Genomic DNA, 19,068 nt, shown 5'->3' with positions numbered 1-19,068 from the left:
TCAGACTTTATCATATCATACTATTTGAAATTTACAAATTTTTTAAACTGCCTTTTACAAGGGCAACATATTGATGAGTAGCAGATGGACTACTCTGACAAGAAAAAAGAGGGTTATCCCCTCTTTTTTATACTCAATGAAAATCAAAGAGCAAACTAGGAAGCTAGCCGCAGGCTGTACTTGAGTACGGCAAGGCGACGCTGACATGGTTTGAATTTGATTTTCGAAGAGTATTAGTTCTTATCCAGATTGCGTAGCATTTCGTCAATCTTGTTTCCATATTCAATGGATTCGTCTTTGACGAAGGTCAAATCTGGGATTTTGTACAATTTCAAATTGCGACCAAGTTCACGTTTGATGGTACCAGTTGCTTTTTCAAGCCCGATTTGAGCTTTTTGATTATCTGAAGCAAGGTTACTCAAAATGGTGTAGTAAACCTTGGCAACAGACAAATCCCCCAGCATCTGAACATCTGTAATGGTCACACCTTGGACACGCGGATCACGGACCTTCTTTTGCAAAATCTCATTGACTTCACGCTTGATTTCCATGCCCACACGATCCGTACGGAAATGATTTGCCATGATATTCCTTTCTCTACTTTGAACCAAAAGCTAGGCCAGCAGACCTAGCTATTTTTAAATTTATTGTTTTTCAGTTCAAATTGAAACGAAGTGCAATTTGAACTCATCCGCTTCTTTCGCTGTGGTGAAAGTGATGGAACTGATTTATCAGTCCCATCACAGGGGATTTTTGAGACCCTAGGCTCAAAAATAAGCAATGAAACCATCGGTTTGCTTGCGTCCCTCACCACCTAAGAAAGGAGCAAAAATCTTAACGTTTGATTTCTTCCATGACATATGCCTCAATCACATCATCCATCTTGATATCATTGTAGCCATCAATCATCAATCCACCTTCACGACCGTTTGTAACTTCTTTGACGTCGTCTTTGTAGTGTTTCAAGCTTGCGAGTTCGCCATCATAGATAACGACACCATCACGGATAACACGAACTTTCGAGTCACGGGTAACCTTACCGTTGATAACCATGAATCCACCGATAGTTCCGACTTTAGATACCTTAAAGGTTTCACGGATAACTGCTTCACCAATAACTTTTTCTTCAAATTCTGGGTCAAGCATCCCTTTCATGGCTTCTTCCATCTCTTCGATAACCTTGTAGATAATACTGTGGAGACGGATTTCTACATCATCAGCTTCTGCTTGTTGACGAGCTTGTGGTGTAGGGCGTACGTTGAAACCAACGATAAAGGCATTTGAAGCTTCCGCAAGGGTCACGTCTGATTCGTTGATGGCACCGACTGCTGAGTGGACAATGGTAACTTTCACACCTTCCACATCAATTTTTTGAAGGGAGGCAGAAAGGGCTTCAACTGAACCTTGTACGTCGGCCTTGATGATGACGTTAACAGACTTAAGTTCACCAGCTTTAAGCGTATCAAAGAGGTTTTCAAGGCTGACACGTTGGGTAGCTTGGCGTTGTTTCATGAGGGCACGTTTTGCACGTTCCTCACCTGCTGCACGCGCAGATTTTTCATCTTCGTAAACAGCAAAATGGTCACCCGCCATTGGCGCTTCGTTCAAACCTGTGATAGAAACTGGTGTTGACGGACCTGCAACCTTAACACGACGGCCAAGGTCATTGGTCATAGCACGCACACGACCGAAGGTATTTCCGACAACGATTGGGTCTTGGACATTCAAGGTACCTTGTTGAACAAGAAGGGTTGCAACCGCACCTTTTCCTTTATCCAAGCGAGCCTCGATAACGGTACCGATCGCACGAACTGTTGGGTCTGCCTTGAGTTCTTGGATTTCAGCTACAAGAAGAACTGTTTCCAAGAGTTCATCGATATTTTGGTTGAATTTTGCTGAGATTTCAACAAATTCAGAATCTCCACCCCAAGCTGTTGACATAACACCATGCTCTGCCAATTCACCGATAACGCGTTCTGGGTTGGCACCTGGTTTATCAATCTTGTTGATAGCCACGATAATTGGAACGTTGGCCGCTTTTGAGTGGTTGATGGCTTCGATAGTCTGAGGCATAACCCCATCATCCGCCGCTACAACCAAGATGGTAATATCGGTAACAGATGCACCACGCGCACGCATAGAGGTAAAGGCCGCGTGTCCAGGTGTATCAAGGAAGGTAATCTTCTTGCCATTTTCAACGATTTGGTAGGCACCGATATGCTGAGTGATACCACCTGCTTCACCTGTCGCAACGCGAGAGTTACGAAGGGTATCCAAGAGAGTTGTTTTACCATGGTCAACGTGTCCCATGATGGTTACAACAGGTGGACGCTCAACCAATTCATCTTCATTAAGATAGCCATCTTCGACAAAGAAACGCTCGATATCCGCATTGTCCACTTCAACCTTTTGTTTGGCTTCGATACCGTAATCTACCATAAGGAGTTCAATGGTTTCTCCATCCAAGGATTGGTTTTGTGTGGCCATAATCCCCATCATAAAGAGTTTCTTAACGATTTCAGCTGGTTCACGTTTGATACGTTTTGCGATTTCCGCAACAGTCATACCATCTGTATATTCGAATTCTGTTGGCAATTCATGGAACTTGCGCTCTGTAACAGGTTTTGGAGTCTGGTTGCGATTGTTCTTGTTATTGCCTTTTTTGTTCTTCTTATTGTTATTCCAGTTACTATTTCTTTGATTTCTCACTTGATTCTGACTACTTCGATTCTTTTGTTGTTTTCTAGGACCATCTTCTTCGTGATCATAATCATCACGTTCTTTGTCTGGTCGAGCTTGTTTTTTACGACGTGTATCCACTGGTGCTTCTTTCGCTACAGGAGCTACTGTTACGACTGGCTGCGTTTGTTCAGCTAGCTTAGCAGCTTCTTCAAAGATTTCCTCTGGCTCCTTGCGTTTATTAGCTTGAGCCAAGGCTTCTTTGGCAGCTTGCGATTGTTTGAAGCGCTCCTCGCTTGAGCGTGCGTACTCTGCATTTTGCTCTGCTTTTAGGGCTGCTGCACGGGCTTTAAAGTCAACACGTGGTCCAGCTTGTTTTGGCTGGAAGTCTTGTTGCTGACGGCGATTATTGCCACGGTTTCCCTGACCTTGTGGTTTTTTCCCTTGGTCGTTAAATCGGCGATTGTCGCGGTTTCCTTGACCAGGTTTTCCACCATTACGGCCGTCATTTTTCTGACGGTTACCGTTTTGTTGTTGGTCACGGTTGTTGCCCTTGTTTTGTTTGCGTCGCTCTGCCTGCTCTTTGGCACGCGCCTCACGCTCCGCCTTGAAGTTTCGACTCTGTGGTCTTGCGGCCACTACTTTTTCTTCCTTAGGAGCTGCAGGTGTAGCTGATTTGCTTTCTTCCTTAGCGGCTACTGGTTTAGCTGATACAGACTTTTCTGCTTTCTTTTCTACACTTACTTTTGGTGCTGCAGGTTTTGCTTCTGCCTTAGGAGCAGGTGCAGGTTTAAAGCTAGCTGCGATTTGTTCAGCAGCAGCAGCTTCCACGCTCGATGAGTGGCTTTTCACATCCAAGCCCAACTCTTTTGCACGCGCTACAACTTCTTTACTTTCTTTTCCAAGTTCTTTTGCGATTTCGTACAATCTTTTCTTAGACAAATCATGTCCTCCTCTTCTATTCCATAAGAGACCTCATTTTCTTTGTAAATCCAGCATCTGTCACAGCCAAAACTTTTCTCGATTTTCCGACTGCTATGCTTAATTCCAGTGTTGAAAACACGGTTATAACTTCTACTTGATAATAGTCACTTTTGTCGTTAATCTTCTTGGTTAGATTGGGACCAGCATCATGAGCTAGAAAGACTAGCTTGGCTTTCTGGTCTTGGATAGCCTTGACCACCAATTCCTCACCCGATATGATCCGGCCTGCTCGTTGAGCAAGTCCCAAGAGATTACTTATCTTTTGCTTATTCAAGTCCTAACTCTCTTCTTTTCACTTTGTGATCCACATAAGCGATCAACTCGTCATAAAAGCTTTCTTCCACTTCCATGTTAAAGCTGCGGTTAAAGACTTTCTTCTTTTTTGCCTCTAGGGCTTCGGCATTGTCTAGCTTGATATAAGCGCCACGGCCATTGGCCTTGCCTGTCGGATCGATAAAGACCTGTCCTTCTTTGTTCTTGACAATGCGGAGCAAATCACGCTTATCAATCACTTCGTTGGATACAACAGACTTGCGCAAAGGGATTTTTCTTGTTTTCATCTTTCCCTCCTCTAGCAGCTTTTATTCTTCGATCAATTCATCCGCAACTGCGTAATCAACTTGACCCGCTTCTTCCATGGCTTCAAACTCACTAGCAGACTTGATATCAATACGGTAACCCGTCAAGTGAGCTGCCAAGCGAACGTTTTGTCCACGACGACCGATGGCAAGAGAAAGCTTGTTATCAGGTACAACGACCAAGACACGCTTGCTGTCGTTTTCATCAAAGATAACTTGGTCAACCTCTGCAGGTGCGATGGCATTGTAGATAAACTCAGCTGGATCCGCTACCCACTCGATAACGTCGATGTTTTCTTCGACAGGAATCATACGATCGCTCTTAGCGTCGTAGCGAGCTGGGTGGAACTTGCTAGTGATCTTCTTGATATTGGCACCACCACGACCAACGATTGTCCCGATAGCGTCCACGTTTGGATTGTGGCTACGAACAGCAACCTTGGTACGGTCACCTGCTTCACGGGCCACACTCATGATTTCAACAGTTCCGTCATAAACTTCTGGAATTTCTTGCTCCATCAAACGCTTAATCATCTCTGGATGGCTACGACTGACAAAGACATTCACACCACGAGGGTTGTCTTCAACCTTGTAAACGTAAACTTCGATACGGTTGTGAGAAGCAAAAACTTCTCCAGGGATTTGGTCTTGTTTTGACAATTGGGCTTCGATGCTGCCAAGGTTGACATAGATAAAACGGTTGTCAAAGCGTTCTACAGTACCAGACATGATTTCTTGTTCATGTTCTTTGTAAGTATTATAAGTGATGGCACGTGTTTGCTTGCGCATTTTTTCCATAATGGTTTGTTTAGCAGATTGTGCTGCTACACGACCAAACTCAGCTGGTGCTTCTTCAAACTTAATCTTGTCACCAAGCTCATAGGCTGAATTAATGGCTAGGGCATCCTTCAAGCTAATTTCCAAACGGCTATCAAATACTTCATCAACAACTTCACGGACAGTATAAACTGTAAAGTCTCCTGTTTTTTCATTGAAGTCGATGGCTACGCTGTCTGATTGACCATAGCGTCTACGATAAGCGGAACGAAGCGACTCTACTACTGCGTCGATGATGTCCTCTTTTTTGATTCCCTTGTCTTCTTCCAAAATGCGGAAGGCCTCTAGCATTTCTTTACTCATGTTCTTTTTACTTTTGAATCCTCAAAAGCTATCCTTTCTTTTCTATAGTTTTACTGCTAAACGTGCTTTTGATACTAAACTGTATGGAATTTGGACGGTTTTCTTACGTGTTTTGTCCATATACTCCATAGTCAACTCATCCTCTTCAAAGGACAGCAAGGTTCCTTCAAAGACTTTTTGCTTATCGATAGCTTGATAGAGCCCGACATGGATGTATTTTCCAACTGCTCCAGCAACGGCATCCTTGGTTTTCAAAGGACGTTCCAAGCCTGGACTGGTAATTTCTAGGAAATATTGTTCTGGGAAGGGATCGGGCTTGATGGTGTCTAGGACAGGACTGATAATTTCTGTCAGGTCTGCCGTGTCGTTCAAGGTAATTCCTTCGGGTTTGTCTACAAAAATACTGAGAATCATGTCACTGCCAATCTTTCCATACTCGATATCCACGAGCTCGAAAGGCGCTTGGATGACAGGTTCTACAACTTCTCTGACTAATTCTACGATTGTTGCGATTATGTCCACCTCCTCATAAGCAAGAGGCGAAGATATTTCCCCGCCTCTCTTTCTCATATTCTTACTATCAGTATAGCACGTTTGTCAATTTATGTAAAGCATTAGCACTCAAACAGCTGGTTTTCAAGCTATTTCTTAAAATTCTGCTTCAACTCGGTAGATCACTTGACCCTTGCTTGAGAATTTTTGCTCATACTCTGTCATGACATTGCCTTCAAAATCACTGGCATGCAAGTCCAGCCAAACACCATTGAGTTTCATCCCATACTGAGAAAAGCTCACTAGACTGTACTCAAACAAGCCACGATTGTCTGTCTTGAAATGGATTTCCCCATTCTCAGGCAAGATGCGCTTGAAGGTATCCAGGAAACTCTTGTAAGTCAAACGACGTTTTTCATGGCGTTTTTTAGGCCAGGGATCTGAAAAGTTTAGGTAGAGACGATCAATCTCACCGTCTTCAAAGTAGTCCGTCAAATCCGAACCATCTACCCACAACAACTTGATATTAGGCACTCCAACTTCTAATACCTTATCCAAGGCATAACTTAACACCGACTTTTGGATATCAATCCCGATATAATTGATGTCAGGGTTTTGTTTGGCCATTCCTGATACGAAGGCTCCTTTTCCACTTCCAACCTCAACATGAATAGGATGATCATTTCCAAACAAGTCTCGCCATTTCCCTTTAGCCTCTAAGGGATTGAGGACAACATACTGAGGATTTGCCTCTAGTAATTCTGTCGCCCCTTTACGATTTCTAACTCTCATCTCTTCTTTCCATACTTGTCACGGAAGACGCGCAAAGCGTAAATCTCCCGGTTTACATTGTCTAAATCTTGATTTTCACAGTATTTGGCAATCTGGTTCAAATAAGAATACTGACCATACCAATACAATTTATCTAACACTGTCTGATTGTACTTATAGCCGTAGTCTCTCAACCATTGACGCCACTGATGATCTGGAATGTAGTGGCATAGCAAATGCGCCACATCAAACATACGATCCGTCAGACGAACCGAATCCCAATCCACTAGATAAACAAGCCCACTCTCTGTCTCAATCCAATTACTATGGCGAAGGTCTCCATGCACAATCGTTGCATAATCTTCCCTAAAGCCTGGAACCGTCTTACCTAGTTCAGCAATCACACTATTCAAGTAGTGATTCTGTTGCAAGATTTCTGGTACTTCTTGTTGCCAAGAACGCAATAAATCAACCGGTTTTTCCATGGTATATCCCAAACGACTCAACTGCTTCATCAAGGGACGCGAGCGGTGGAGACGGTTCAAGATTGTAATGATTTGTTTGCGATTCATATCGTAGGGAGTCAAGATTTTGCCAGTCAACCATTCTTGGGCACACATATCACGACCATCCGCTAAACGACGAGTCCATAGTAATTGAGGAGCGATTTGTTCTCTGGCTAGGCCAGGTAGGATTGGAGAGGTGTTCATTTTTACAAAGACGCGCTTCCCATCAGGGTAGCTTCCCATATAAGCCTTGCCGCTCTTCCCTGGTATCGGGGTCAGCGTTAGCTCATTATCACCCAAGTCCATTTCTTTCCTCCGTATAAAGTTTCCTTACTATTCTACTAGTTTTTTGTCTATTCGTCAACCAATCTTTTCACTTGGTAAGGTAAATAAAACAATTGTAGGACAAGACTTGCTCCTACAAGAGCCAACAAGGCTATTTTTTCTTGAAAAACTACTGCTCCGACTAGTAATTCCAACAAAAGAACGACACTTCCAACACCGAGCACAATCTGTTTCAAGCCCTTCTCTTTTTCACCCTTTTCTAAAGGAAAGAGCTGGGTCAAGTACTGGTAGTCAAAAGCACGATAGAGAGCCAACAACTGGAAGAGCATAAGATAATTAAACAGGACAACTACTGCCGTCGCAATCCAAGATTGCTCGATGAAGATCACAGCTAACAAGGATAGGAGCAAGAGGCGGAGACTGAGGGCAAAGAGGTCTCCATTTCGCAGATATGAACGAAGATAGAGGTTTTGCCAGATTTTCCCAGGCACCTTTTGAACTGCCTTTAGGATGAAATCCAGATAAGCCCGACGCTTGATACTATTTGAAACGCCCTTGACCTGAGTAAAGAGAGCAAAGAAACGAAGCAAGACTTGCTTGCGCTTGCTTTCTTGGGCAATGACATAGTCCCAATCCAGTCCAGTTTCAGTGAAAAATTTGCTGGCTTTTTGGCGAAAGACCAGGTATTTCCCAGCTCCTAATAAAAGCACATAAACGAGAAAGACTGGCAAGCCATAGCCCATGGCTAAAAACAAGGGTGCAAACAAGAGTAAAAAGAGGGTTTGAACAATTGTCCAGAAAACAAATGAACGCGACGACTGTCCTTTGAGGTAGGACTTTACCTCCTCTTCACTGACTAAGAGAAAGAGCTTGTCAGGTCCTTCCATGTAGGTCGCGATTCCTCCCCAAGCCAAAAGCAAGGCAGATACAATTCCCAAAAACAAGAGGATGGGCCAATGATTTTCAGGAAAATTTTGCAAGAGTTGACTATACTGGTAGGCTAGAAAACCGATGAGAACTAGCAGGAACAAGACAAAGTGGTCATTGAGAACATAACGCAGATAACCGACACACTCCTTACGAAAAGCCTGCTTTCTCCTTAAAAACAAGTCTTTCATAGGTCCCCCTCTTTGGTCAGAGCCAAGTAAATATCATTCAAGCTAGCCTCGGGCATATCAAAAGCCTCGCGGAGTTGCTGGAGGTTCCCCTGAGCCCGCACCTCTCCCTTGTGGAGAATAACAAAGGCGTCACACATCTTTTCCGCCGAGTCCAGCACGTGGGTACTCATGAGGATGGACTTGCCTTTTTGCTTTTCCACATCCAAAAGCTGAATCAAGTCAGAAATGGCCAGCGGATCGAGCCCAAGGAAAGGCTCATCAACGATGAAAAGACTCGGATCTACGACAAAAGCACAGATAATCATGACCTTCTGCTTCATCCCTTTGGAGAAATGAACAGGAAACCAGTCTAATTTTTGATCCAGACGAAACATCTTTAACAAAGGTTCTACTCGCTCAAAAGCTATATTTTGCTCAATACCATAAGCCATGGCAACCGTCTCGATATGCTCCCTGAGGGTCAGTTCTTCATACAAGCTAGGCGTCTCTGGGATGTAGCCAATCTGCTTGCGGTAGCTGGTCGCATCTTCTCGCAGGGTTAAACCATTAATCTTGATTTCCCCACTGTAAGGCGTCAAAAGACCGATTATCTCATTGATAGTCGTTGATTTTCCAGCACCGTTGAGACCAATCAAACCGACTAACTGCCCACTTTCAACTGTAAAGGACACATCTTTCAAGACAGGGACGTGAACATAGCCACCTGTCAGGTTTTTAATTTCTAACATATTTTCTCCGAATCTGGTATAATGTAGCTATATTATATCAAAATTCAATACAGTAGAGGTGGATTTTATGTCAGATTGCATTTTTTGTAAGATTATCGCAGGGGAGATTCCTGCTTCCAAAGTATACGAAGATGAGCAGGTTCTTGCCTTTCTTGATATCTCTCAAATAACACCTGGACACACCTTGGTCGTACCAAAAGAACACTATCGCAATCTTTTGGAGATGGACGCCGCAAGTGCCAACCAACTCTTTGCCCAGGTGCCAACAGTGGCTCAAAAAGTCATGAAGGCTACCAAGGCTGCCGGAATGAACATCATCGCCAACTGTGAGGAAGTTGCTGGTCAAACGGTCTTTCATACCCACGTTCACCTCGTTCCTCGCTACGGTGCAGAAGATGACCTTAAGATTGACTTTATCGCCCACGAACCTGACTTTGACAAACTTGCCCAAGTCGCTGAAACCATTAAAAACGCTTAAGGAGATGCCATGAAACTATCCAATCTATTGCTATTTGCAGGAGCTGCAGCTGGAAGTTATTTTGTCGTGAAAAATCGCCAAGCCATTCAGGATGAAGTGCTAGATACAACTGACCGCGTCCAAGCTATCAAGGATGATTTGGATATCATCCAAAACAGCCTACAAATCATCGACCAACAAAAAGCCCTTATCAAGGAATACCAAAAAGATTTGACCTACAAGTTCAAAGTCTTGGAAAAAGATTTCCAGACTAGAATGGCGGTCCTCCAAGAAGAAAACCAAGAATAAGAAAGCCTCCAACTTTCCTTAAATCCATTTTGAGTTACTAAATTCGAACAGAAAAGGGAGGGAATGAAAATGAAACAGTCTTTAAAAGTTCTAGCGAAGGTCATCGCGATTATTTGCGGCTGTCTCTGCCTGCTTGCAGCCCTAGCATTTCTACTAGTGATGAATCTTTTCAAGGCCTCACCGAGTGACATCCGAAATGGGAATGAAACCTTAAAACAAATCTTTATCTCCCTTGACCTCCCTCCTGAGAAAGTCGAATCAGATGGACATTATCAATACGAAGGTGGAGGATTAAATTTTTATGTTACTTTCTCAGAAGAAGTTGTCAATAGCCACCCCGTCCTAAAGGAAAGTCCAAAACTCACCAAAAACCGACTGAAAGTCTATGTCCTCCAGACAAGAGATATTTCCTATTACAAAGTAGGAGACAACTTATTCAATCGTGGTTTAATACAATTTTTAGGGGAGGAGGGCGAGAAGTATTTCCAAGAAAAAGGAAAGAAATCAAACTCTTCTTACACAATTCTAGCTTGGAAGAATCAGGCAAGTCTCAAAAAGGGAATCGCATTCTATGAAAAAGCCTTGACCTTGGTAGATATTCAGGATGATTCGGCGATCAACCACATTGATACCGTCACCGTTAAGCCTGGAAAGGAAGAGGAATTCAAGCAACTCATTCAGGAGATGGATACTGCTGGCTTGCTCACTCAAAAGTATAAATAGTAGACTAATTGGAGAATGATTTTTCGATACTAAATTTCCCAAAATTATACAAAAAAGAGCCAATCGGCTCTTTTTACTTTATTCTCCTTCGAAGGCATCTTTTATATGGTCAAAGAAGCCTTTTTTCTTTGGATTGACTTTCAAGTCACCTGCAGCTGCGAATTCTTTAAGCGCTGCTTTTTGACGGTCGTTCAAACCTGTCGGAGTCACGACATTGACAGTAACGTATTGGTCACCAACGGCGCCGCCACGAAGGCTCGGTGCTCCCTTGCCACGTAGACGGAATTTCTTGCCAGTCTGAGTTCCTTCTGGGATAACCAATTCAACATCTCCATGCACGGTTGGAATTTCCACAGTATCTCCAAGAGTAGCTTGGACAATATTAAGATTCAACTTGTAGAAAATAGTTGTTCCTTCACGTTCAAACTTATCGCTGGCTTCTACTGAAACCACTACATACAAGTCTCCGTAAGGCCCACCGTTAAAGCCTGCTTCACCTTGACCAGCGAGGCGGATTTGTTGGCCTGTTTCCACACCAGCAGGAATCTTCACATGTACGCTATGAGCTTGTTTTTCATGACCTGTTCCATGACAAGTTGTACATGGATCTTTGATTTCTTTTCCGCGACCGTGACAGACATCACAGGTTACTTGACGGCGCATCATACCAAGAGGAGTCTGCGTATCAACGTTAATAACACCAGCGCCATGACAGCGTCCACAAGTGACTGGACTTGTCCCTGGCTTAGCACCAGATCCATTACATGTATGACAGCTTGCTTCACGGTTGTACTTAACTTCCTTTTCTGTTCCGAAGATAGCTTCTTCAAAGGTCAAGTTCACACGATACTGGAGGTCATCCCCTTGACGAGGAGCGTTTGGATTGCGTGAAGCTCCGCCCCCCCCGAAAAAACTTGAGAAGATATCTTCAAAACCACCGAAGCCACCTGCTCCGTCAAAACCACCAAAACCGCCAGCACCACCAAAGCCACCGTTGGCACCTGCAGCACCATATCGGTCGTAGGCTGCACGTTTTTGGTCGTCACTCAAAGTCTCATAGGCTTCTTGAACTTCCTTGTACTTTTCCTCAGCACCAGGCTCCTTATTGATATCTGGGTGGTATTTTTTTGAAAGCTTACGATAAGCCTTTTTGATCTCGTCTGCCGAAGCGTTTTTTGACACCCCCAGACGATCATAAAATTCAGTATTGTTCATAATTCAAGATACAAAGGGCGTCAAACGGACACAGCCAAAATAGGAGTTTTAACGACAGACGCTTGCGTCCTAGAAAAAACTATCTTTTTGGCACAGTCCGTAGCCCGTGTTCAGTTACTCGAACACCCTTATTCCTTTCTATAATTTATAAGTAAATATTTAGAGGGCATTTTCTATACTCTGTTTCACTTCATCAAACTCTTTGTCCGACAGAGTAAAAATTAAGTCCTCTTCTGAATATTCGTTCTGTTCTTTAAAATAGTTGTCAGTATTTTCTGCCAAACCTAGACCAAGTATCACTTTTCTTGCAAACTCTTGATATGCAAATCCAATAGCCGTAATGATATTTTTATCTTGCACAACCAATTTAGATTGGAAATTCTCACGTGGAAGAAATTCAAAATAGTCAAAGAAGTTTTGCCAAATCCCACCAGTAAATTTCGTGTCATTCAACAAGCCAGCTTTCGCTAACAAAATGGGCGCAGAAGAAATTGCTGCAATTAAGATATCCTGCTCACCGAGTTCTCTCAAAAAAGAATTTAATTTTTCATCCTGTAGAGCAGCCCCTATATTTACCATTCCTGGTAAAATGATACAAGAATACTCTTCTATACAGATTTGATCCAATATTTTTGTAGGTTGACAAGGTAAGCCATCCTCAGATATAACTATCGAATAATCTGAAGCGACATAATCAATCGTGATGTCAAAAGACAGAGCTAAAGTACTTGTTAAAGCGGTTATCTCATAAAGAGAAAAATTAGGATAAATGATACAAAGTACTTTTTTCATACGCAACATCCTCTATTTTACCGAAAAACAGAGGCTGGGTTGCAACCTCTGGATTTCTTCTTATATCTATCCGCCTGATTTTCAAGCTCGGGATAAAATAGTCCACTGGACTATTTTATTTCTCCGTAAACTCTCCGTCTACGACGTCATCGCCTGCGTTTCCTGTTGCTTGTGCGCCTTCTGCTCCTGCTTGAGCTTGTTGGGCTGCTGCGGCTTGTTCGTAGAGTTTAACAGCAAGTCCTTGAGCTTTTTCATTCAATGCTTCAAGTTTTGCTTTCATTTCGTCCAAGTTGTTGTCTTCTTGCGCTTTCTTAAGGTCATCAAGGGCAGCTTGGGCAGCATCACGTTCTGCATCGAAGCCTTTTCCTTCAGTTTCCTTGATTGTCTTTTCAGTCGCAAAGATTGCTTGGTCTACTTCGTTACGAAGGTCTACTTCTTCTTTACGTTTCTTATCTGCTTCAGCGTTTGCTTCTGCATCTTTCATCATGCGGTCGATTTCTTCATCAGTCAAACCTGAGTTAGATTGGATAACAATAGTTTGTTCTTTTTGAGTTCCAAGGTCTTTGGCTTTAACAGATACGATACCGTTCTTGTCGATGTCGAAAGTTACTTCGATTTGAGGAATTCCACGAGGTGCAGCTGGGATATCTGTCAATTGGAAACGTCCAAGAGTCTTGTTATCTGCTGCCATTGGGCGTTCACCTTGAAGAACATGAATATCAACTGCTGGTTGGTTGTCTGCCGCTGTTGAGAAGACTTGTGATTTAGATGTTGGAATAGTAGTGTTGCGATCGATAAGTTTTGTGAAGACGCCACCCATTGTTTCGATACCAAGTGACAATGGTGTTACGTCAAGAAGGACAACGTCTTTGACATCACCAGTAATCACACCACCTTGGATGGCAGCACCCATAGCAACTACTTCGTCAGGGTTAACTGATTTGTTTGGTTCTTTACCAGTTTCAGCCTTAACAGCTTCGACAACGGCTGGGATACGAGTTGAACCACCAACAAGGATAACTTCGTCGATTTCTGACAAGCTCAAACCTGCATCTGAAAGGGCTTGACGAACTGGAACTTTTGTACGTTCTACAAGGTCACGAGTCAAATCGTCAAATTTAGCACGAGTCAAAGTCATTTCCAAGTGAAGAGGTCCAGCCTCACCAGCAGTAATAAATGGCAAGCTGATTTGTGTTGAAGTTACACCAGAAAGGTCTTTCTTCGCTTTTTCAGCTGCATCTTTCAAACGTTGCATTGCCATCTTGTCAGTAGACAAGTCAATACCGTTTTCTTTCTTGAATTCTGCTACCAAGTGGTCAATGATTTTTTGGTCAAAGTCGTCACCACCAAGTTTGTTGTCCCCTGCAGTTGACAATACGTCGAAGACACCGTCACCCAATTCAAGGATAGAGACGTCGAATGTACCACCACCAAGGTCAAATACCAAGATTTTTTCTTCTTTATCAGTCTTGTCCAAACCGTAAGCAAGGGCTGCTGCAGTTGGTTCGTTGACAATACGTTCTACTTCAAGACCAGCGATTTTACCAGCGTCTTTTGTTGCTTGACGTTGAGCGTCGTTGAAGTAAGCTGGAACTGTGATAACTGCTTTGGTTACTTTTTCACCAAGGTAGTCTTCAGCATAACCTTTCAAGTATTGAAGAATCATAGCTGAGATTTCTTGTGGAGTGTATTCTTTGCCGTTAGCAGAAACTTTTTCAGAAGTTCCCATCTTAGATTTGATAGAGATGACTGTATCTGGGTTTGTGACTGCTTGACGTTTCGCAGCATCACCAACGATGATTTCGCCGTTTTTGAATGATACTACAGATGGAGTTGTGCGGTTTCCTTCTGGGTTTGCGATGATTTTGCTTTCAGTTCCTTCAAGAACTGCAACTGCTGAGTTTGTTGTACCTAAGTCAATACCGATAATTTTAGACATGTGTTTTTCTCCTTGTTAGTTAATTTTCTATTTTCTTTTTGATACTCTTCTTAAGTGGCGGCGCCGTCAGAGCTTGACTTTATCAATCTCTTTGACTAAACTTTGAGCCTAAAGTCTCAAAGTTTGCGCAAATAACGCCACGGCGAAGAGTATCGCCAATGGTTCGCTTCGCTCACTATTGCAAAGCTGAATAATTTTTTATCTTTCTTCATAGTTTATTGTCATTTTGGACAAGTTTCCTATTATGTTACGACACGAGGAGTCGAAATCGATATTATTTCGACTACGAGTTAGTAAGGAGGCTAGGCAAACGCCATAGCGATTGCCGTTTTCTGACGAGTTGCCTTAGCTACCGTCAGAATTGCCGAATCGAACATGCCCTAAGCTCTGGGTAAAAAAGATAGATTTTCTTGTGTTCATCGAACACTTCGTCAATCTCCTATTTTTACTGTGAGCTTTTTACGGGCTTTGTATCTTAGTTATAAACCACCACCATGGCTGGGCGTAAGATGCGGTCATGGAGTTTGTAGCCTTTTTGAAAGACTTGGGCGATGGTATCTGCTGGATGTTCATCATCTGCTGGGAGAGTTTGGATGGCCATATGATAGTTATGGTCAAATTCGCCGTCAGCTGCGATTTCTTCGATTCCTTCTTCTTTCAAAGCGTGAATCAAACTCTCTTGCACCATCTCCAATCCTTTTTTGACATCGTCAGTCAAACCTTCAACTGCTAGTGCACGTTCTAAGTTGTCAAGCGACGGTAAAATTGCTTTTGCCAAGTCTTGGCTACGATAACGTTGCAAGTTTTGACGTTCTTCATTGGCTCGACGTTGAATATTTTGCATTTCTGCATGAGCGCGAAGGTATTTATTTTCAAACTCATCCGCGCGTTCATTTGCCAAGTCCAACTCAGACTTCTCAGGAGTTGTTTCTTCAGTTGTTTCCACAACTTCCTCTTCTTTCATTTCTTCGTTTTTTTATCTTGGGCCATTTTCGCCTCCTTTAATGATTTCAATCTTAATTTACTTCGTAATGATTACTGCTGAGGTAGCGATAAAAATCTGTCAACTTCATGGTCAATACGCGGTTGACTACATTGACTTGGTTGACCAATTGCTGGTAATCCAGATTGACCGGACCGATAATCGCTAGAATTCCAAAACCCCGATAAGGAATGAGAAATTTACTGCTAATCACCGCCAAGTTAGCTAGACAGGACTCTTGGCTGTCCGCAACACGGACATTTTGCATATGATCTTCATGCAGACCCTCACGAATCTCCAAGGCTACCTTTTGTGGCTGATCAAAGAACTGATAGGCTGCCAGATTGGCAAAATTCAAGAGATTGACTTTTCCCGATACCACAATGTTTTCGTTGAACATTTCTTTAAAAATGTGTTCAAAGAGATCCATGACATTGTCTGTTGTTGTAAAGTAACGCTGGATAATCTGCGGAATCTCCGTCCGAATTTTGTAGTGAATATCTAGAACGGTGTGACCGAGGAAACGTTCTTGAATCAAGGTCTTGAGGCGATTTAAATCTTCCTGCAAGAAGTTCCTTGGAATCAGAAATTGACTGGTAACCGTTCGGGACTCGTCTAGGGTAAATACTGCCAAGGCTGTATGTTGTCCCAAAACAACGATATCAAAGGCTGTCAACCGTTGCCTGCTCGGCTCAACATCCAGTGCTACTACCGTACAGCCGCTCAGGTCTGTCAGTAGATTAGCAGCCTCTTGCAGAATATCCTCCAGTTTGAAGAATTCCTGATCAAAGGCTTTGACAACCTCGTATACCTCATTTTCAGCCAGTCTATCAAAAGCAAGCGAGTGTTTCACATAGTACTGAAATCCCGCAACACTTGGCATCCGACCGCTTGAGGTATGAGCCTTCTCAAGCAAACCCTGCTTCTCTAGAGCTGCCATGTCATTACGAATGGTAGCACTACTAGAATTGATAGACTCTTGTAGCGCCTTGGATCCGACAGGTTCGTGCGTTTTGGTAAAGATGTCAATAATCAGATTTAAAATATCCTGCTGACGCTCTGTAACCATCTCATCACTCCTCTCTGTCAGATTGATTAGCACTCGATACACACAAGTGCTAACTCATGATTCTATTATACACCCTTAGAAGAGAATGTCAAGACAAAAACTCAAAAAATTAGCACTCTTTTGTCAAGAGTGCTAAAAATCAGTCTAAAGACCTAGAATCTTACTTTTTATCTACTTGGTATTTCCTTTTTAGTTTGAAATAACCATAGATTAGATAAGAAATTAAGCAAGCGTATAAAACGAAAATAATAAAGAAAGACTGAGACAAGTTTTCTCGATACAAACTCATGCAAACAACAAGACCACCTGATAAAACGGCTATACAGGAACAAAGTCTAGACCGCATAACTTCCCATCTAAGACCATTACGCATATATATTTTCTCCTCTGAAAGTATATCAGAAGTTGGTTTACGAAGAATTGAACAAAAACCTGTTTCTATCAATTCCCAACCGCTATTTCTAAAATCTTGTAGTTCATGCTTATACTTTTTAAGAAATCTAGAATCATAGATATGATAGATGACATCATCTGGTTGGCATTGTTCAAAATAGAAAAAACCAAAACGATTAGTTCTATATCTCCAACCTTTTAAGTGCATCTCATGTAAATATTCTTCTTCCTTGTCCAAATCAACTATTGTAAAAATCCGAAATTGTACTTCACTATTCATTGTCTCACCTCCAAATTAGAAAACAGGCATTGTTTCATTTATCAGATAATTCCTTCCACTTTTGAAACAATCTCCAAAAAATATAAGAAATCTGAATCGCAAATATAATTAATAAAACACAATCTATTATGAAAATCAAAAACAATTCCCAACTGAAAGAACTAGCTCCACTGACAAACTTTGAGAAAACCGGTAGTAGAGCTAAAAAGAGAAGCAAAATAGGAAGCATCCGCCTCGTTAAAATCCGTTTGACCACAGCTAACTTCCCGGCCGCGTCATTATAAATTTCAAACTCGGCATCCGATTCAATTTCAAAATGTGCTTTTCTAAAGTAGGAAAAACCATTAAAGTCTGTAATATGCTCCCATCCACAGTCTTTAAACAGTTGCAAATAGGAGGCTCTCTCTGATTTTTTCATTGGATAAAAGTCTAACTGATAAGACACCTGCTCCGGTTGGCACTTTTCAAAGGTATACTTAACTGCAAACAACAAGATGGAGTAGGTTACTTCCTTGAGCTTCCACCCCTCAGCATGCATTTTTCTAAGATATAAAGCCTCTCTATCATAATCCGCAATGGTAGCAATTCTATAAATAACCTTCTTTCCCATCATTCTTCCTCCCGACTGTTTCTGTAGAGCCGCTCAATACGTTTCAATTCAATATCTAAGACTTTGCGTCCCAAATCTGTTATCTGATAAATTTTCCGTTTTTCCTCTTCTCGGACAAAGAAAATCAAGCCATCCTTTTCCATCTTTGACAAGGTCCCATACATAGTTCCAGGACTAATCGAAACTTGCGAATCTGTCATTTCCTTGACCTTTTGAGTGATACCATATCCATGGTTCTCCTTCTGTAAACAAAACAAGATATAAAAACCCGTTTCAGTCATGGGAAGGTAAACACGCCTAATCTTATCTGTTAATTCCATTTAACCACACCTCCTATTCAGTTCGATATATCGCACTTCGTTATATAAACTATATCACAGCTCGATATAAAACGCAAGAAAAAGAGAGAACGATTTCTCATTCTCTCTTCTTATACTACGGAATTAAGCAGTTAATCTCTCATTTACTAAGAGTAACTTAGTCTTTCTTGCGAAGGACAAAAGCTGCTAGGCTTGCAAAGGCAAGACCGATGATTGAAAGAAGACCAGATACTGCTGAACCCGTGTTTGGTAACAAGGTCTTAGTTTGACTACTTCCTTCTTCTGGTTGACTAGTATTTCCAGAATTGTTAATTGGTGCCGGGGTAAATTCCCAAGTACCGACGAAGTGGGCATCCGCTCCATTAATGGTTTCTGATGCTTTGTCATAGGACTTAAAGCTCCAGGTGCCTTCTGCAGTCTTCACTTCTGTTTGACTTGGTTGAGTCGGAGTCGCTTGACTACCATCTTTCAAGTTTGTTTGGTCTGCCGGAAGCAAGGTTTTCACTTCTTGTGGAAGTTCTTTGCCTGGCGTTCCGCTAACAAACTCGTGAACTGCTTTATGAGTCACTGTTGGAACCGGGCTTGCTGTAAATTTCCAGGTTCCTACAAACTTAACATCTGATCCATTGATGGTTTCCGATGTCTTATCATATGAGTTGAAGCTCCATGTGCCTTCTGACGTCTTCACTTCTGTTTGG

At 42.3% G+C, this 19,068-nt stretch carries 22 protein-coding genes; 3 read left to right on the top strand and 19 right to left on the bottom strand.

Going from position 1 to position 19,068, the window contains the following annotated elements; translation table 11 throughout:
• Positions 1 to 233 precede the first annotated feature (233 nt).
• The 10 genes from rbfA to SORDD25_RS06505 form a co-directional block, all read right to left on the bottom strand.
• Positions 234 to 584, bottom strand: coding sequence for a 30S ribosome-binding factor RbfA (gene rbfA / locus SORDD25_RS06550; RefSeq protein ID WP_001273601.1), 351 nt, complete (start codon positions 582 to 584; stop codon positions 234 to 236).
• Positions 585 to 834: 250 nt separating this feature from the next.
• Positions 835 to 3,621 (bottom strand): translation initiation factor IF-2, encoded by a 2,787-nt coding sequence (infB, locus tag SORDD25_RS06545; protein ID WP_061853083.1) that lies wholly within the window; start codon positions 3,619 to 3,621, stop codon positions 835 to 837.
• Between the two features lie 16 nt (positions 3,622 to 3,637).
• The gene (locus SORDD25_RS06540; RefSeq protein ID WP_061853082.1) at positions 3,638 to 3,937 is read right to left on the bottom strand and encodes a YlxQ-related RNA-binding protein; all 300 of its coding nucleotides are present in this window, start codon (positions 3,935 to 3,937) and stop codon (positions 3,638 to 3,640) included.
• Complete coding sequence (rnpM, locus tag SORDD25_RS06535) at positions 3,930 to 4,223, bottom strand: RNase P modulator RnpM (RefSeq protein WP_000857560.1); 294 nt, start codon at positions 4,221 to 4,223, stop codon at positions 3,930 to 3,932. The genes SORDD25_RS06540 and rnpM overlap by 8 nt, the downstream gene beginning before the upstream one ends.
• Before the next feature lie 21 nt (positions 4,224 to 4,244).
• The gene (gene nusA, locus SORDD25_RS06530; RefSeq protein WP_061853081.1) at positions 4,245 to 5,381 is read right to left on the bottom strand and encodes a transcription termination factor NusA; all 1,137 of its coding nucleotides are present in this window, start codon (positions 5,379 to 5,381) and stop codon (positions 4,245 to 4,247) included.
• Between the two features lie 42 nt (positions 5,382 to 5,423).
• Positions 5,424 to 5,903, bottom strand: a complete 480-nt coding sequence (gene rimP, locus SORDD25_RS06525) for a ribosome maturation factor RimP (RefSeq protein ID WP_081103669.1) — start codon at positions 5,901 to 5,903, stop codon at positions 5,424 to 5,426.
• A 126-nt stretch (positions 5,904 to 6,029) separates the two neighbouring features.
• The gene (trmB, locus tag SORDD25_RS06520; RefSeq protein ID WP_001266088.1) at positions 6,030 to 6,665 is read right to left on the bottom strand and encodes a tRNA (guanosine(46)-N7)-methyltransferase TrmB; all 636 of its coding nucleotides are present in this window, start codon (positions 6,663 to 6,665) and stop codon (positions 6,030 to 6,032) included.
• Entirely contained in the window at positions 6,662 to 7,456 is a 795-nt protein-coding gene (gene ccrZ, locus SORDD25_RS06515) for a cell cycle regulator CcrZ (RefSeq protein ID WP_061853079.1), read from the bottom strand. The genes trmB and ccrZ overlap by 4 nt, the downstream gene beginning before the upstream one ends.
• 47 nt (positions 7,457 to 7,503) lie before the next feature.
• The gene (locus SORDD25_RS06510; protein ID WP_061853078.1) at positions 7,504 to 8,553 is read right to left on the bottom strand and encodes an ABC transporter permease; all 1,050 of its coding nucleotides are present in this window, start codon (positions 8,551 to 8,553) and stop codon (positions 7,504 to 7,506) included.
• Positions 8,550 to 9,281 (bottom strand): ABC transporter ATP-binding protein, encoded by a 732-nt coding sequence (locus SORDD25_RS06505; protein ID WP_061853077.1) that lies wholly within the window; start codon positions 9,279 to 9,281, stop codon positions 8,550 to 8,552. Before SORDD25_RS06505 ends, SORDD25_RS06510 begins: the two co-directional genes overlap by 4 nt.
• A gap of 67 nt (positions 9,282 to 9,348) precedes the next feature.
• Between SORDD25_RS06505 and SORDD25_RS06500 the strand changes: the two genes are divergently transcribed.
• The 3 genes from SORDD25_RS06500 to SORDD25_RS06490 all read left to right on the top strand — a co-directional run bounded on the left by SORDD25_RS06500 (position 9,349) and on the right by SORDD25_RS06490 (position 10,770).
• A complete protein-coding gene (locus tag SORDD25_RS06500) occupies positions 9,349 to 9,759 on the top strand; it encodes an HIT family protein (protein WP_061853076.1) in 411 nt (136 codons plus the stop codon).
• Positions 9,760 to 9,768: 9 nt separating this feature from the next.
• Positions 9,769 to 10,047 carry a hypothetical protein gene (locus SORDD25_RS06495; RefSeq protein WP_061853075.1) on the top strand — a complete coding sequence of 93 codons (279 nt, stop codon included), beginning with the start codon at positions 9,769 to 9,771 and terminating at the stop codon, positions 10,045 to 10,047.
• A gap of 63 nt (positions 10,048 to 10,110) precedes the next feature.
• On the top strand, positions 10,111 to 10,770 hold the full coding sequence (locus tag SORDD25_RS06490) for a hypothetical protein (RefSeq protein ID WP_061853074.1): 660 nt from the start codon (positions 10,111 to 10,113) through the stop codon (positions 10,768 to 10,770).
• Between the two features lie 78 nt (positions 10,771 to 10,848).
• Here SORDD25_RS06490 and dnaJ read toward each other — a convergent pair whose 3' ends face one another.
• From dnaJ to SORDD25_RS06445, 9 genes are all read right to left on the bottom strand, one after another.
• Complete coding sequence (gene dnaJ, locus SORDD25_RS06485) at positions 10,849 to 11,985, bottom strand: molecular chaperone DnaJ (RefSeq protein ID WP_061853073.1); 1,137 nt, start codon at positions 11,983 to 11,985, stop codon at positions 10,849 to 10,851.
• 159 nt (positions 11,986 to 12,144) lie between these two features.
• Entirely contained in the window at positions 12,145 to 12,777 is a 633-nt protein-coding gene (locus tag SORDD25_RS06480; RefSeq protein ID WP_061853072.1) for a DJ-1/PfpI family protein, read from the bottom strand.
• Between the two features lie 115 nt (positions 12,778 to 12,892).
• Positions 12,893 to 14,716 carry a molecular chaperone DnaK gene (gene dnaK, locus SORDD25_RS06475; RefSeq protein WP_000034667.1) on the bottom strand — a complete coding sequence of 608 codons (1,824 nt, stop codon included), beginning with the start codon at positions 14,714 to 14,716 and terminating at the stop codon, positions 12,893 to 12,895.
• A gap of 475 nt (positions 14,717 to 15,191) precedes the next feature.
• Entirely contained in the window at positions 15,192 to 15,680 is a 489-nt protein-coding gene (gene grpE / locus SORDD25_RS06470) for a nucleotide exchange factor GrpE (protein WP_042902035.1), read from the bottom strand.
• A gap of 52 nt (positions 15,681 to 15,732) precedes the next feature.
• Positions 15,733 to 16,767, bottom strand: a complete 1,035-nt coding sequence (gene hrcA / locus SORDD25_RS06465; RefSeq protein ID WP_061853071.1) for a heat-inducible transcriptional repressor HrcA — start codon at positions 16,765 to 16,767, stop codon at positions 15,733 to 15,735.
• A gap of 160 nt (positions 16,768 to 16,927) precedes the next feature.
• Positions 16,928 to 17,440 (bottom strand): DUF2812 domain-containing protein, encoded by a 513-nt coding sequence (locus tag SORDD25_RS06460; protein WP_061853070.1) that lies wholly within the window; start codon positions 17,438 to 17,440, stop codon positions 16,928 to 16,930.
• A 34-nt stretch (positions 17,441 to 17,474) separates the two neighbouring features.
• Positions 17,475 to 18,050, bottom strand: coding sequence for a DUF2812 domain-containing protein (locus tag SORDD25_RS09520; protein WP_061853069.1), 576 nt, complete (start codon positions 18,048 to 18,050; stop codon positions 17,475 to 17,477).
• Positions 18,050 to 18,370: a PadR family transcriptional regulator gene (locus SORDD25_RS06450; protein ID WP_061853068.1), complete on the bottom strand. Its 321-nt coding sequence runs from the start codon at positions 18,368 to 18,370 to the stop codon at positions 18,050 to 18,052. The genes SORDD25_RS09520 and SORDD25_RS06450 overlap by 1 nt, the downstream gene beginning before the upstream one ends.
• Before the next feature lie 157 nt (positions 18,371 to 18,527).
• Positions 18,528 to 19,068, bottom strand: a 541-nt coding sequence (locus SORDD25_RS06445; protein ID WP_193750117.1) for an SHIRT domain-containing protein, incomplete at its 5' end; no start/stop codon positions are given.

The sequence above is a fragment of the Streptococcus oralis genome, assembly GCF_001579525.1.
Lineage (GTDB): Bacteria > Bacillota > Bacilli > Lactobacillales > Streptococcaceae > Streptococcus > Streptococcus oralis_M.
The sequence above is the reverse complement of the archived record's forward strand: the minus strand, read 5'-3'. Positions and strand labels throughout refer to the sequence as shown.